Origin of the sequence: Streptomyces sp. NPDC060002, assembly GCF_042737245.1 — a bacterium.
Lineage (GTDB): Bacteria > Actinomycetota > Actinomycetes > Streptomycetales > Streptomycetaceae > Streptomyces.
In genome coordinates this window covers 1-13,185 of the sequence record NZ_JBHWUW010000050.1, presented here as the reverse complement: position 1 = coordinate 13,185, position 13,185 = coordinate 1, and the positions used below count along the sequence as shown (strand labels likewise).

Here is a 13,185-nt window from a genome sequence, read left to right as displayed (position 1 = left end):
CCGTGTGACGCGCGTAGAAAACGTGTCATGCATAAGCCACTGCGCATCGCGGCCGTCGCCGCGGCCTGCGCCGTCGCCGGCGCCGCCCTCTACGGCGCCGGCGCGGCCACGGCCGGCCAGTCCACGGCCAACTCCACCCACGAGCCCTACAACATCGGGCTCCTGGTGAAGGACATCGACACCTACTACGGCACCGCGCCGGACGCGAACGGCGTGTACCAGGCGTCGCCGGCCAGCCCGTACGCCAAGGACCTCGCGAGCATCGACAAGGCCGCGAAGAAGTACATCGACCAGGCCGCCCGCAAGGCGGTGAAGAAGGGCGAGAAGCCCGCGGTCGTCTTCGACATCGACGACACGCTGCTGCTCAGCCTCGACTACGAGAAGCGGTACAACTACACGTACAGCTCCGCCACTTGGGCGGCGTACGTGAACAAGGCCGACCGCCCGGCGGTGTTCGGCAGCCCCGAACTCGTGCAGTACGCCGAGAAGAAGGGCGTCGAGGTCTTCTACAACTCGGGCCTCGCCGAGGCGCAGCGCTCCGCCGCAGTGGAGAACCTGAAGAAGGTCGGCGCCGACCTCAACCTCGACGCCGACCACATGTTCCTCAAGAACGCGGCCACCCCGCCGTCGTACCTGAGCGGCTGCGCCACCCCGGGCGCCTGGACCTGCACGACCGTCCAGTACAAGTCCGGCACCCGCAAGCACATCGAGCACGACCTCGGCTACGAGATCATCGCCAACTTCGGCGACCAGTACTCCGACCTCGACGGCGGCTACGCCGACCGGACGTACAAGCTGCCGAACCCGACGTACTACGTCGGCTGACGCAACTTTCTCGATCTCTTTCGGTGGCGCGGCAACCTGCTGCGGTCACGGTGACGACTGAGGTGCGGAATCGGGCCGGGGCGACCCCTCCGGCCCGATTCCTCCCTCGCCGCCTCACCGGAAGGAACGCCCCGTGCGCATGAGCACCGGACGCCACCGCAGGACCCGCACCCTCTCGATCGCCGCCGCGGTGGCGGTCTCGGCGGGGGCGGGCGGCGTCTACCTCGGTCTGTCCGACGGCGGCGCCGAAGCCGCCTCGTCGACGGTCACCGTCTCCACCACCGCCCAGCTGGAGACAGCCGTGCGGAACGCCGTCGCCGGCACCGTCATCCAGGTCCGCGGCGGCACGTACTACCCCACAGCCACCCTCAAGTCGACCGCGAGCGGCACCAGTTCGGCCCGGATCACGCTCCAGGCGTACGGCACCGAGAAGGTGAGGATCGACGGATCCAAGCTGCCCGCCGGCTCCTGGCTCGCCGGGATCTACGGCAGCTACTGGACCGTGCAGAACCTCACCTTCCAGTCCTCCCCGGCCCAGGGCTTCGTCGTCACCTCGTCGACCGCAGGCATCTTCAGGAACCTCGTCACCGCGAACAACGGCGACTCCGGCTTCACGCTGCGCGGCGACAACACGGTGAACAACCTCGTGCAGAACCTGGACAGTCACGGCAACTACGACGCCGCGGGCCACGGCCAGAACGCGGACGGCATCGCCGTCAAGTTCGGCTCCGGGACGGGCAACAGGATCACCGGCGCCCGGCTGTACAACAACTCCGATGACGGCCTCGACCTGTGGCAGTTCTCCACCGCGGTCACCATCGAGCACTCGTGGGCCTTCGGCAACGGAAAGAACCGGTGGAGCGACTCCGCGTTCGAGGGCAACGGCAACGGCTTCAAACTGGGCGGCGGAGGCGTGGCCGTCGCGCATGTCGTCAACAACGACGCGGCCTGGGACAACACGCTGAACGGGTTCACCGAGAACTCCAACACCGGGGCGATCGTGCTGAACCGCAACACCGCCTACGCCAACACCGAGGCCGGGTTCTACTTCGCCACCGGCAAGGCCCGGCTCGCCAGGAATCTCGCGGTCGGCAACAAGGGCGGGGCGGACAAGCTGGGTTCGTCGGCCGTCTCCGCGGCGAACAGCTGGGACGGCGGGGTGTCCACGCCGGCGTTCACCTCGACGGACGCGACGACGGCGTACGGCGCCCGCAAGCCGGACGGCTCGCTGCCCGCGACGACCTTCCTGACCACCGGCTCGACCCTCATCGGCTCGACGATGAACTAGGCCGGTCCCTGGGGGTCAGGAGTCGCCCTCGTCGTCCTCGTGGGAGGCGAAGTCGCCGCCCACGGAACCCTGTTGCCCGTCCGAGCGGCCCGTGACCGCGTAGGTGTCGTCCTTGGCGTCACGGCCGCCGCGGTCATGGTCGTACTGCCCGGCGAACACCCACTCGCCCTTGGCGACCGTACGGCCCTCCTTGAGCACCCAGGTGTAGACCAGGAAGCCGTCCCGCTCGGCCACCGAGAACGTGAAGTCGCCCTCGGGCAGGGAGCGCCAGGCGCCCGCCGACGAGACCCCGCCGGTCTGAGCGACCTTCAACTGCACGGTCAGTCCGGTGAGCGCCTCGGACGTCTTGATCGTGATGTTGCTCTGCGCCCAGAAGTCGTTGCTGTGCGGGTCGACCGAACCGTCCGACCACAGCGGGCCGTCCTCGGTGTCGGTCGTCGCCGGCAGCAGCGTGGCCGCGGGCGTGGAGGGCTTCGCCGCGGAGCTCTTCGACGGGGAGGCGCTCGGCTTCGCCGGGTCCTTCGCGCCGCCGCCCGAGCTCGGCGTGGCCTTCGGCGAGGCAGGCGGCCGGCTCGTCGCGTCCGGGGACTCGACCGGCGGCGAGGAGACGGAGACCGTCTGCTGCGCCGGGGTGTCGTCCTTCACGGCGGACGCCACCGCGTAGCCGCCGACCGCGAGCATGCCCGCGACCGCGGCCGTGGCGCCCACGATCCGTGCCCAGCCCCACAGGAGCGGGCGGCTCGCCCGGTGGTCGGACCGCTCCGGCCCCTGTGCCTGTCCCGCCATGCCGCGCTCGACGCGGGCCAGGATGTACGCCCGGTCGGGTTCGTGTGCCTCGGCCGCCTCGTGCAGCCGGGCGCGCAGCTCGCCGTGCACGTCCCGCTGCATCGTCATCGGTCCCTTCCTGAGGCCGAGGCCTCGCCGGTGCGCACCATCGCGGGCACCTTGAGCGGAGCTCCCTTGGCGCCGAGCAGCTTCTGGAGCTCGGCCATCCCCTTCGAGGTCTGGCTCTTCACCGTACCCACGGAAACCCCCAGGGCGAGCGCAGTGTCCTTCTCCGAGAGATCGAAGGCGTGCCGCAGCACCACACAGGCCCGTTTGCGGAACGGAAGTCTACGCAGCGCCGACTGGACGTCCACCACGCCCGCGATGTCGGGGTTCTCGGTCTTCTCCTCGCGCTGCGACCAGAACAGCGCGATCCTGCGGCGCTCCCGGACGGCGCTGCGGATGCGGGTGCGGGCGAGGTTGGCGACGACGCCACGGGCGTACGCCACCGGATGGTCGGCCGCGCGCACCCGGTCCCAGCGGTTCCACAGCGCGAGCAGCGCGTCCGCCGCGAGATCGTCGGCGGCGTCCGCCTCACCGGTCAGCAGGTGGGCGAGACGGGACAGTTCGGCGTAGTGGCGGTCGAAGAAGGCATGGAATTCCACGGAGGCGGCGTCGTCGACGACTGTGCCCACGGCTGACCTCTTCTCGGAACGACTGGTGTGCCTGTGTGTGTCATGTGAATGACATGGGGATGCCCCGAGGAGGTGGCCGGGGCGAGATCGGGAAGCGTAGCAGTGATCGACTACTCGGTTTGGTACGGGGGTTCGAACGTCAGGTGGCAGGCCGAACGAGTCCGGAGTCCGATTCCGTAACACGGCGAAAACCTGAAGACGGTTCAACACGGGAACAATCCAGCCAGCATCCGCACCCAGATCATTCAGGCCCCTAGGAGCACCAGCCATGTCCGAGACGAAGACGACGGCCGACCGGCCCGGTACCGCGCCACCCGCGGCGAACAGCGTCGACCGGTACTTCAGGATCTCCGAGCGGGGGTCCACCTTCGGCCGGGAGATACGCGGCGGCTTCGCCACGTTCTTCACCATGGCCTACATCCTTGTCCTGAATCCCATCATCCTGGGCAGCGCCAAGGACAAGTTCGGGCACCAGCTCGACGCCGTCCAACTCAGCACCGCCACCGCTCTGGTGGCCGCGGTGATGACGATCATCATGGGCGTCGGCGGCAACCTGCCCCTCGCCCTCGCGGCGGGCCTCGGCCTGAACGCGGTCGTCGCCTTCCAGATCGCCCCGCTGATGAGCTGGGACGACGCGATGGGCCTCATCGTGCTCGAGGGCCTGCTGATCTGCGTGCTGGTGGTGACCGGTCTGCGCGAGGCCGTCATGCACGCCATCCCGCAACCGCTGAAGCAGGCGATCAGCGTCGGCATCGGTCTGTTCATCGCCTTCATCGGCTTCGTCGACGCCGGCTTCGTCAGCCGCATCCCCGACGTCGCGAACACGACCGTCCCCGTGCAGCTCGGCGGCACCGGCACCCTCACCGGCTGGCCGGTGCTCGTCTTCTGCCTCGGCGTGCTGCTGACGATCGGTCTGCTGGCCCGCAAGGTCAAGGGCGCGATCCTGATCAGCATCGTGACGATGACGGTCCTCGCGATCGTCATCAACTCGGTCGCGGACATCAAGTCCTGGGGCCTGACCACGCCCTCGTGGCCCGACAAGATCGTCGACACCCCCGACTTCGGGCTGATCGGTCACTTCAGCCTGTTCGGCGCCTTCGGCGAGACCGGCGTCATCACCGTCGTCCTGCTGATCTTCACCCTGGTCCTGTCCGACTTCTTCGACACCATGGGCACCGTCGTCGGCATCAGCGCGGAGGCCGGACTGCTGGACGAGAAGGGCGACGTGCCCCACCTCGGCCGGGTGCTGCTCATCGACGGCGCGGCGGCGGTCGCGGGCGGCGCGGCCTCGTCCTCCTCCGCGACCTCCTACATCGAGTCGGCCGCCGGCGTCGGCGAGGGCTCGCGCACCGGCTTCTCCAACCTGGTCACCGGCTCACTGTTCGCGCTCGCCCTGTTCCTGACGCCGCTCCTCACCATCGTCCCGCTCCAGGCCGCCGCCCCCGCCCTGGTCGCCGTCGGCTTCCTGATGATGACCCAGGTCAAGAGCATCGACTGGGACAAGTACGAGATCGCGATCCCGGCGTTCCTGACCATCGCCGTGATGCCGTTCACCTACTCGATCACCAACGGCATCGGCGCGGGCTTCGTCGCGTACGTCGTCATCAAGACGGTGCTCGGCAAGGCGAAGGAGGTCCACTGGCTGCTGTGGGGGGCCTCGGCGCTGTTCGTGGTCTACTTCGCGATCGACCCCATCGAGCAGATCCTCGGCGTGAAGTAGAGCGCCCCGAAGGGACGCGGGGAACTGCGCGACCGGCCACAGCGGACCTGCGGGCCGGTCGCGCAGTCGACCTCAGCTCTTCAGCGCCGCCTTCATCATCGCCTTCGCGACCGGGGCGGCCAGCCCGTTCCCGCTGACCTCGGACCGCGCGGCGTCCGACTGCTCGACCACCACCGCGACCGCGACCTGCTTGCCGGAGGAGTCGGACTTCCCGTACGACGTGAACCAGGCATACGGCGCCTTGCTGTTGTTCTCGCCGTTCTGGGCCGTGCCCGTCTTGCCGCCGACGGTGACACCATCGATGATCGCGTTCGTGCCGGTGCCCTTCTCGACGACCGTCTGCATCGCCGACTGAAGCTGCTCGGCGGTGGAGGAGCTGACGATCCGCGTGCTCGACGCCTCGTCGTCGTAGTCCTCGAGGACGTCACCGCCGCCGTCGGTGATCTGCGAGACCATGTGCGGCGAGACGAGCTTGCCGCCGTTGGCTATGGCGGCCGACACCATGGCCATCTGCAACGGGGTCGCGGTCACGTCGAACTGGCCGATGCCGGTCAGGGCGGTGGAGGACTCGTCCATGTCGGACGGGTACACGCTCGGGTACGCCCGCACCGGCACGTCCTGGCCGTCGTCGTTGAAGCCGAACTTCTCGGCCGTCGCCCGCAGCTTGTCCTGTCCGAGCTGGACGGCCATGTGCGCGAACACGTTGTTGCAGGAGTACTGCAGCGCGACCCGGATCGTGGCGTTCTCGCAGGGCGCGGACGTGTTCTCGTTCTTCAGGACCGTGCGCGTGCCCGGCAGGGTGTACGGGTCCTGGCTGTCGGTCTTCTCGTCCACCGACGAGTACAGCCCGTCCTCCAGCGCGGCGGCCGCCACGACCAGTTTGAACGTCGAGCCCGGTGCCAGCGGCTGCCGCAGCGCCCGGTTGGTGAGCGGCTTGTCGGAGTCCGCGGTGAGCTTCTTCCAGGCCGTACCTGCGGTGTTGGCGTCGGTCAGCGTCGACGGGTCGTACGACGGGGTCGACGCCACCGCGAGGATCTGGCCGGTCGTCGGGTCGATCGCGACGGCGGCGCCCTTCTTGCCGCCGAGCGCGTCGTACGCCGCCTTCTGCACGTCCGGGTCGATCGTGGTGAGCACGTTGCCCGGGTCCGCCCGTTTGTCGGTGACCGTGTCCAGCGCGGTCTTCAGACGGGTGTCCGTACCGTTGAGCAGGTCCGCGTAGATGCCTTCCAGCTGCGTGGGGGCGTAGCTCTGCGAGGCGTAGCCCGTCACCGCCGCGTACAGCTCGCCGTCCGTGTACGTGCGTTTGTATCTGAGGTCGCCGCCCGTGGTGACGGCCGATCCGGTGATCGCCTTTCCGGCCACGATGATGTTCCCGAGCGGCTCCGCGTACGTCTCGATCGCGTTGCGCCGGTTGAGCTTGTCGTCCGCGAGTGCCCGGCCCTCGTAGAACTGCACCCAGGTCGCCCGGAGCAGCAGGGCGAACACCAGCAGCAGCGCGAAGACCGAGGCGCGCCTGATCGTCTTGTTCATTGCGAACAGAAAGACGAACGGGATGGAGGCAATCGTTCCCATCCGCCCCGTTTTCTCATCGGCCGTTCATCTGCGGCCGGTTCATCTGCGGCCGGTTCAGGTCAGGACTCCAGGCGGAGCACGATCTCCTCGATCTCCCCGCTCCGCGCGTTCGCGTGGCCGGTGGCCCGGGCGGTGGGCCGGAAGCCGCACTTCTCCAGGACGCGCAGGGAACCGGCGTTGTCGGCCGCCGCCCGCGCGAACAACGGCCGTTCCGGGACCTCGGACACCAGCGCCCGCAACGCCTGTGTGGCGATGCCCCGGCCCCAGTAGGCGCGGTCCACCCAGTACGTGACCTCCCGCTCGCCCGCCTCCCCGTACACCGCCGCGCTGCCGACGACGTCCCCGTCGGCCAGGATCGTGCGCGGTACGGCGGACGAGGCGCGGATCTTCTCCCAGTGGGCGTCGAAGGCGTTCCGGTCGGCCGGGTCCTTCGCGGTGAACGCGGCCATCCGGAGGGACTCGGGGTCGTTCAGCTGCCGGAAGAACACGGGCAGATCGCTGTCGTGGACCTGGCGCAGGGTGATCAGCATGCCTCAGAGCCTACGGGTGGCCAGTGTCAGCCGGTCGCGTGCGTCGAACAGCGCGTCTTTCACCAGCTGCTCGTGCGCGGGCGTGAGCCTCGCCACCGGCACCGAGCAGCTGATCGCGTCCCGGGCCGGCGTGCGGTACGGGATCGCCACGCCGAAGCAGCGCAGGCCCAGCGTGTTCTCCTCGCGGTCCACCGAGAAGCCCTGCTCACGGATCTGGTGCAGCTCCTCGATGAGCTTCTCGCGGTCCGTGATCGTGTGCTCGGTCAGCGCCGGCAGCGTCTCCGGCAGCAGCTTGCGGACCTGCTCGTCGGTGCAGGTGCTCAGCAGCGCCTTGCCCAGCGAGGTGGAGTGGGCGGGGAGCCGGCGGCCGACCCGGGTGAAGGGACGCAGGTAGTGCTGGGACTGGCGGGTGGCGAGGTACACGACGTTCGTGCCGTCGAGCCGGGCCAGGTGGATGGTCTCGGTGGTGTCGTCCGAGAGCCGGTCCAGGGTGGGGCGGGCGGCCGCGACCACCTCGTCGCCGTCGATGTAGGACGTGCCGACGAGCAGTGCCCGCACCCCGATGCCGTACCGCGTGCCCGTCGCGTCCGTCTCCACCCAGCCCAGCTCCACCAGCGTGCGCAGCAGCATGTAGAGACTGGACTTGGGATATCCGACGGCCTCCTGGACCGACGCCAGAGAGTGCATTCCGGGGCGGCCGGCGAAGTATTCCAGCAGCTCAACCGTCCGCACCGCGGACTTGACCTGCGCCCCGCCCCCCGTCTCGCCAGCCGACATCGCCCTTGACCCCTTCGTTCGACGGGAAATACGCTCCGACAGCATATTCATCATCAGAGACAACGTTCAGTATATCGAACGACCCTGGTGAATGAGCCAGTACCAAACGTGGTCAGAACCAAGCGTGGAGGGACCCGCGGTGGCAGCAGCACCAGTCTGGAGTGTCGACCCCCGAACCGGGAAGCAGCGTGAACAGGTCGCGGTGGAGGCCACGGCCCAGGAGGTCGACGCCGTCGTCCGCGCCGCCCATGAGGCGCGCGGCTTCCTCGCCGACCGTACCGTCCGCGCCGCCTTCCTGCGTTCCGCCGCCGACCGGCTCCAGGCGGCCAGGGACACGCTCGTGGAGGTGGCCGACGCGGAGACCGCGCTCGGCCCCGTCCGGCTGACCGGCGAGCTCGCCCGCACCTGCTACCAGCTGCGCGCGTTCGCCGACATCGTCGACGAGGGCGCGTTCCTCGACGTCGTCATCAGCCACCCCGACGACACCGCCACCCCGCCCATCCCCGACCTGCGCCGCTACAAGGTGCCGCTCGGGGTGGTGGCCGTGTACTCGGCGTCCAACTTCCCCTTCGCGTTCTCCGTCGCCGGCGGTGACACCGCCAGCGCGCTCGCGGCGGGCGACCCGGTCGTCGTCAAGTCCCACCCCGACCACCCGGGCCTGTCCGAGCTGGTCGCGAAGGTGGTGCGCAACGCCGCCGCCGAGCACGGCATCCCGGCGGGCGTGCTGGGTCTCGTGCACGGCTTCGAGGCCGGCGTCGAGCTGATCAGGCACCCGCTGGTCGCCGCGGCCGGTTTCACCGGGTCGATCCGGGGCGGGCGCGCGCTGTTCGACGCGGCGGCGGCCCGTCCGGTGCCGATCCCGTTCCACGGCGAGCTGGGCTCGCTGAACCCCGTCGTGGTGACCGAGGCGGCCGCCGCCGAGCGGGCCGAGGCCATCGGCGCCGGCCTCGCCGGGTCCATGACCCTGGGCGTCGGGCAGTTCTGTGTGAAGCCGGGACTGGTGCTGGTGCCGTCCGGCGCGGCCGGCGACGGGCTGGTCAAGTCGCTCACGGACGCGGTGAGCGACACCGACGCGGGCGTGCTGCTCGACCACCGGATGCGCGACAACTTCATCGCCGGGGTCGCCGAGCGGGCCGGGCTGCCCGACGTGGAGTCGCCGGTGACGCCCGGTGCGGGCGGGGAGCACACCGTCAGCGCCGGGTTCCTGACCGTGCCGGCCTCCCGGCTGACCGCAGAGGGCGCGCACGACCTGCTGCTCGAGGAGTGCTTCGGGCCGGTCACCGTCGTGGCCCGCTACGACGACGACGGCGAGGTCAGGGCGGTGCTGTCGCGCCTGCCCGGAAACCTCACGGCGACCGTCCAGCTGTCCGAGGAGGAGGCCGCGGGCGAGGGCCGGGGCGGGGAGATCCTCGCCGAGCTGACCCCGCTGGCCGGACGCGTGCTGGTGAACGGCTGGCCCACGGGCGTCGCCGTCGCGCCGGCCCAGCATCACGGCGGCCCGTACCCGGCCACCACCTCCACGTCGACCTCCGTCGGCGGGACCGCCATCGAGCGGTGGCTGCGGCCGGTCGCCTACCAGAACGCTCCCGCGGCGCTGCTGCCCGTGGAGCTTCGGGACGAGAACGAGCTGGGGCTGCCCCGCAGGTTCAACGGGCGTCTGGAGCGTTAGCGCTCCGAGCGAGCGTCGTCGGGGTGCGGTGGACTGTCGGGTACAGGTCTCCTGTGGCCGGTCGCGCCCCGCGGCGGAGCCGCATGTCGATGCGGCCCCGCACCCCTGGGGGTGCGGGGCCCCTGAGATGATGAGGTCATGGACGTCTCGCTTCCCGAACTGCCCTTCCCCCTCCGTACTTACGGGCCCGACGGGCACTGGTCCCATGAGGACGGGGTGCTCACCGGGTGGGCCGGGGCCCGGCAGGACCGGTTCGTGCCGCCCACCGGGGACGGGGTGGAACCCGCCGCCGACGCGCCACGGCTGCTGGGGGCGCCGGAGGGCGACTTCCAGCTCATCGCACGCGTCACCGTCGGGTTCAACAAGGCATTCGACGCTGGGGTGTTGTACGTCCATGTCGGTGAGCGGGCGTGGGCCAAGCTGTGCCTGGAGTACTCCCCGGATGTGGCCACCGTCTGCACGGTGGTCACCCGAGGGCACTCCGACGACGCCAACTCCTTCACCGTGGAGGGGAGTTCGGTCTGGCTCCGGGTGAGCCGGACCGGCCGTGCCTTCGCCTTCCACGCCTCCCGGGACGGCAGTCGGTGGATCTTCGTCCGCCTGTTCACGCTGGGCGAGGAGAAGGAGTCGGGCGCCGCCCTGATCGGCTTCATGACGCAGTCGCCGATGGGTGAGGGGTGCGTCGTGACGTACGACCACCTCGAGTTCAGGACCGAGTGGCCGGACGACCTGCGAGACGGAAGCTAGAACCTGTCCGGCCGGTCGGAACCGGGGAGGGGGGCCGCCTCGTCCTCTCCTGCATGATCGGAGAACGTGTCATGGGAAACCGGGTGATCCGCACCGCCGTCCCCGCCGAGGCGGAGCGGGTCGTCGCGCTGCACGCGCGCGCCCGGGCGACGTACTACCCCGACGGGACCCCGCAGGACGGCACCGACTGGCTCGCCGCCTGGCGCACGGCCATCGAGCGGCCCGACGGCCATGTGCTGTGCGTCGTCGAGCAGGGCCGGCTCGTCGGCCTCGCGTCCTTCCGTACGCCGGAGGGGGCGCCCGTGCACACGGTCAAGCTGTTCCAGTTCCACGTCGACCCCGACCACTGGCGTTCCGGGATCGGTACGGACCTGCACACGGCCTGCGTCGAGCAGTGGCGGGCGGACGGGCGGCGCACGGCCGTGCTGGACGTGCACGTCGACAACCGGCGGGCCCAGGCCTTCTACGCCCGGCAGGGCTGGAGCCCGGACCCGGAGAACCCGCCCGCCGAGGGCGAGCACCACCTCTGGCTGAGGTACACGGTGACCGGGGAATGAAACGTCCTGCTTGAACGTTCATGCACTCGCCGGAGGGAACCTCCGTGCGGACCTCCCGCGGGGGAGTTCCGTACCAGCCGCACGACCTGGAGAGAGCCGAGACATGCGCGTCGAGATCTGGAGCGACATCGCCTGCCCCTGGTGCTATGTGGGCAAGGCCCGCTTCGAGAAGGCGCTCGAGGCCTTCCCGCACCGTGACCAGGTCGAGGTGGTGCACCGATCCTTCGAACTGGACCCGGGTCGCGCCAAGGGTGACGTCCAGCCCGTGCTGGCCATGCTCACCAAGAAGTACGGGATGAGCGAGGCGCAGGCGCAGTCCGGCGAGGAGAACCTGGGCGCCCAGGCCGCCGCCGAGGGACTCGACTACCGCACCCGGGACCGCGACCACGGCAACACCTTCGACATGCACCGCCTGTTGCACTTCGCCAAGGAGCACGGCCGCCAGGACGAGCTGATCCAGCTCCTCTACCGGGCGAACTTCGCCGAGGAGCGGTCCGTCTTCGCCGAGGGCGACGAGCGGCTCGTGGAATTGGCCGCCGAGGCCGGACTCGACGCCGAGGCCGCCCGCGCCGTCCTCGCCGACCCGGCCCGCTACGCCGACGAGGTCCGCGCCGACGAGCGCGAGGCCGCTCAGCTCGGCGCGAACGGCGTGCCCTTCTTCGTCCTCGACCGCGCCTACGGAGTCTCCGGGGCCCAGCCTGCCGAGGTCTTCACCCAGGCCCTCACCCAGGCCTGGGGCGCCCGCTCCCCGCTCACGCTGATCGACGACGGCGGCGCGGAGGCCTGCGGCCCGGACGGGTGCGCGGTCCCGCAGCGGTGAAACCCGCAGGTGAGAGCCGATCCATAAGTGCTCCTTAGCGCAATCACGTAAAAGTCGGCAATGGACGAGGGGTTCCCGGGGTCCCACAGTGGACCCATGGAGACCTTCGAGAGCCTCGTCCGTGCCGAGTTCACCCCGAAGACCACATACCTGAACACGGCGAGCAACGGCCTGCTGCCTGCCCGTACCGTCGCCGCCCTGCACGAGGCGGCGGTGCTGCGGGCCGAGGGCAGGCCGCTGACCCCGCTGTACGAGGACGTGGAGGCCTGCCGGGCCGCGTACGCCCGGCTGGCCGGCGTCCCGGTCACCCGGGTGGCGCTGGGCGCCTCGGTCGCCGCGCACACCGGCGTGATCGCCGCCTCGCTCCCCGCGGGCGCGGAAGTGCTCACCGCCGAGGACGACTTCACCTCCGTGCTCAACCCGTTCCACGTCCGCGGCGACCTCAAGGTCCGCGCCGTCCCGCTGGAGCGGATCGCCGAGTCCGTCCGCCCCGGCACCGCGCTGGTCGCGGTGAGCGCCGCCCAGTCCGCCGACGGCCGGATCGCCGACCTGGCCGCCCTGCGCGAGGCGGCCCGGACGCACGGCGCACGCACCTACGTCGACTTCTCGCAGTCCGCCGGCTGGCTCCCGGCCGACGCCGACGCCCACGACTTCTCCGCCGCCGTCTCCTTCAAGTGGCTGCTCGGCCCGCACGGTGCGGCCTTCCTGGTGGTCCCGGAGGACTTCGGCGGGCTGTCACCGGTCCTCGCGGGATGGGTCGCCGGCGAGGAGCCCTGGGACAGCTGTTACGGCCCGGTGGCCGAACTCGCCCACTCGGCACGGCGGTTCGACCTGACCCACGCCCTGTTCACCTACGCAGGACTGCGCCGCTCCCTCGAACTGGTGGAGGAACTCGGCGTGCGGGCGATCGGCGCCCACGACCTGTCCCTCGCCGACCGCTTCCGCGCCGGCCTCGCCGCGCTCGGTCATCGACCCGTCGCCGCACCCGGCTCCGCGATCGTCTCGGTGCCCGGACTCGGCTTCCGCCGGTCCGAGCTGGCCGCCGCCGGCATCCAGGTCTCCGACCGCTCCGGCAATCTGCGCGCCTCCTTCCACCCTGGGCCGACCACTACGCGCACACCCTGGAGCTGTGCGAGGAGGCCGACCGGCGCGGTGTCGGCGGACTCTGGTTCACCGAGCACCACCTCTTCGAGGACGGCTACCTCCCGCAGCCGCTGACC

The 13,185-nt window shown here is 70.4% G+C and carries 13 protein-coding genes; 8 read left to right on the top strand and 5 right to left on the bottom strand.

Annotated features, from left to right (window positions below):
- Positions 1-27 precede the first annotated feature (27 nt).
- Positions 28-825 carry an HAD family acid phosphatase gene (locus ACFWBD_RS32395; RefSeq protein ID WP_385674690.1) on the top strand — a complete coding sequence of 266 codons (798 nt, stop codon included), beginning with the start codon at positions 28-30 and terminating at the stop codon, positions 823-825.
- Between the two features lie 133 nt (positions 826-958).
- Positions 959-2,113 (top strand): right-handed parallel beta-helix repeat-containing protein, encoded by a 1,155-nt coding sequence (locus ACFWBD_RS32390; protein ID WP_385674687.1) that lies wholly within the window; start codon positions 959-961, stop codon positions 2,111-2,113.
- A gap of 15 nt (positions 2,114-2,128) precedes the next feature.
- Here ACFWBD_RS32390 and ACFWBD_RS32385 read toward each other — a convergent pair whose 3' ends face one another.
- Positions 2,129-3,007, bottom strand: a complete 879-nt coding sequence (locus tag ACFWBD_RS32385) for a hypothetical protein (protein WP_385674684.1) — start codon at positions 3,005-3,007, stop codon at positions 2,129-2,131.
- Positions 3,004-3,573, bottom strand: coding sequence for a SigE family RNA polymerase sigma factor (locus tag ACFWBD_RS32380; protein ID WP_355703884.1), 570 nt, complete (start codon positions 3,571-3,573; stop codon positions 3,004-3,006). The genes ACFWBD_RS32385 and ACFWBD_RS32380 overlap by 4 nt, the downstream gene beginning before the upstream one ends.
- 268 nt (positions 3,574-3,841) lie before the next feature.
- On the opposite strand from ACFWBD_RS32380, the gene ACFWBD_RS32375 reads away from it, so the two are divergent.
- Positions 3,842-5,293 (top strand): NCS2 family permease, encoded by a 1,452-nt coding sequence (locus ACFWBD_RS32375; RefSeq protein WP_385674681.1) that lies wholly within the window; start codon positions 3,842-3,844, stop codon positions 5,291-5,293.
- A 72-nt stretch (positions 5,294-5,365) separates the two neighbouring features.
- Here the strand turns inward: ACFWBD_RS32375 and ACFWBD_RS32370 are convergent, their stop codons facing one another.
- The 3 genes from ACFWBD_RS32370 to ACFWBD_RS32360 all read right to left on the bottom strand — a co-directional run bounded on the left by ACFWBD_RS32370 (position 5,366) and on the right by ACFWBD_RS32360 (position 8,172).
- Positions 5,366-6,823 (bottom strand): peptidoglycan D,D-transpeptidase FtsI family protein, encoded by a 1,458-nt coding sequence (locus tag ACFWBD_RS32370; protein WP_385674678.1) that lies wholly within the window; start codon positions 6,821-6,823, stop codon positions 5,366-5,368.
- 101 nt (positions 6,824-6,924) lie between these two features.
- Positions 6,925-7,395, bottom strand: coding sequence for a GNAT family N-acetyltransferase (locus tag ACFWBD_RS32365; protein WP_385674675.1), 471 nt, complete (start codon positions 7,393-7,395; stop codon positions 6,925-6,927).
- Positions 7,396-7,398: 3 nt separating this feature from the next.
- Entirely contained in the window at positions 7,399-8,172 is a 774-nt protein-coding gene (locus ACFWBD_RS32360; RefSeq protein WP_314222449.1) for an IclR family transcriptional regulator, read from the bottom strand.
- A 139-nt stretch (positions 8,173-8,311) separates the two neighbouring features.
- Here ACFWBD_RS32360 and ACFWBD_RS32355 point away from each other — a divergent pair, with 139 nt between their 5' ends.
- From ACFWBD_RS32355 to ACFWBD_RS32335, 5 genes are all read left to right on the top strand, one after another.
- Entirely contained in the window at positions 8,312-9,841 is a 1,530-nt protein-coding gene (locus ACFWBD_RS32355) for an aldehyde dehydrogenase (NADP(+)) (protein ID WP_385674672.1), read from the top strand.
- Between the two features lie 138 nt (positions 9,842-9,979).
- Positions 9,980-10,588, top strand: coding sequence for a DUF1349 domain-containing protein (locus tag ACFWBD_RS32350; protein WP_385674669.1), 609 nt, complete (start codon positions 9,980-9,982; stop codon positions 10,586-10,588).
- A gap of 53 nt (positions 10,589-10,641) precedes the next feature.
- Complete coding sequence (locus tag ACFWBD_RS32345) at positions 10,642-11,145, top strand: GNAT family N-acetyltransferase (protein ID WP_385674666.1); 504 nt, start codon at positions 10,642-10,644, stop codon at positions 11,143-11,145.
- A 103-nt stretch (positions 11,146-11,248) separates the two neighbouring features.
- Complete coding sequence (locus ACFWBD_RS32340) at positions 11,249-11,965, top strand: DsbA family oxidoreductase (protein ID WP_385674664.1); 717 nt, start codon at positions 11,249-11,251, stop codon at positions 11,963-11,965.
- A gap of 96 nt (positions 11,966-12,061) precedes the next feature.
- Entirely contained in the window at positions 12,062-13,183 is a 1,122-nt protein-coding gene (locus ACFWBD_RS32335; protein WP_385674661.1) for an aminotransferase class V-fold PLP-dependent enzyme, read from the top strand.
- Positions 13,184-13,185: the final 2 nt, after the last annotated feature.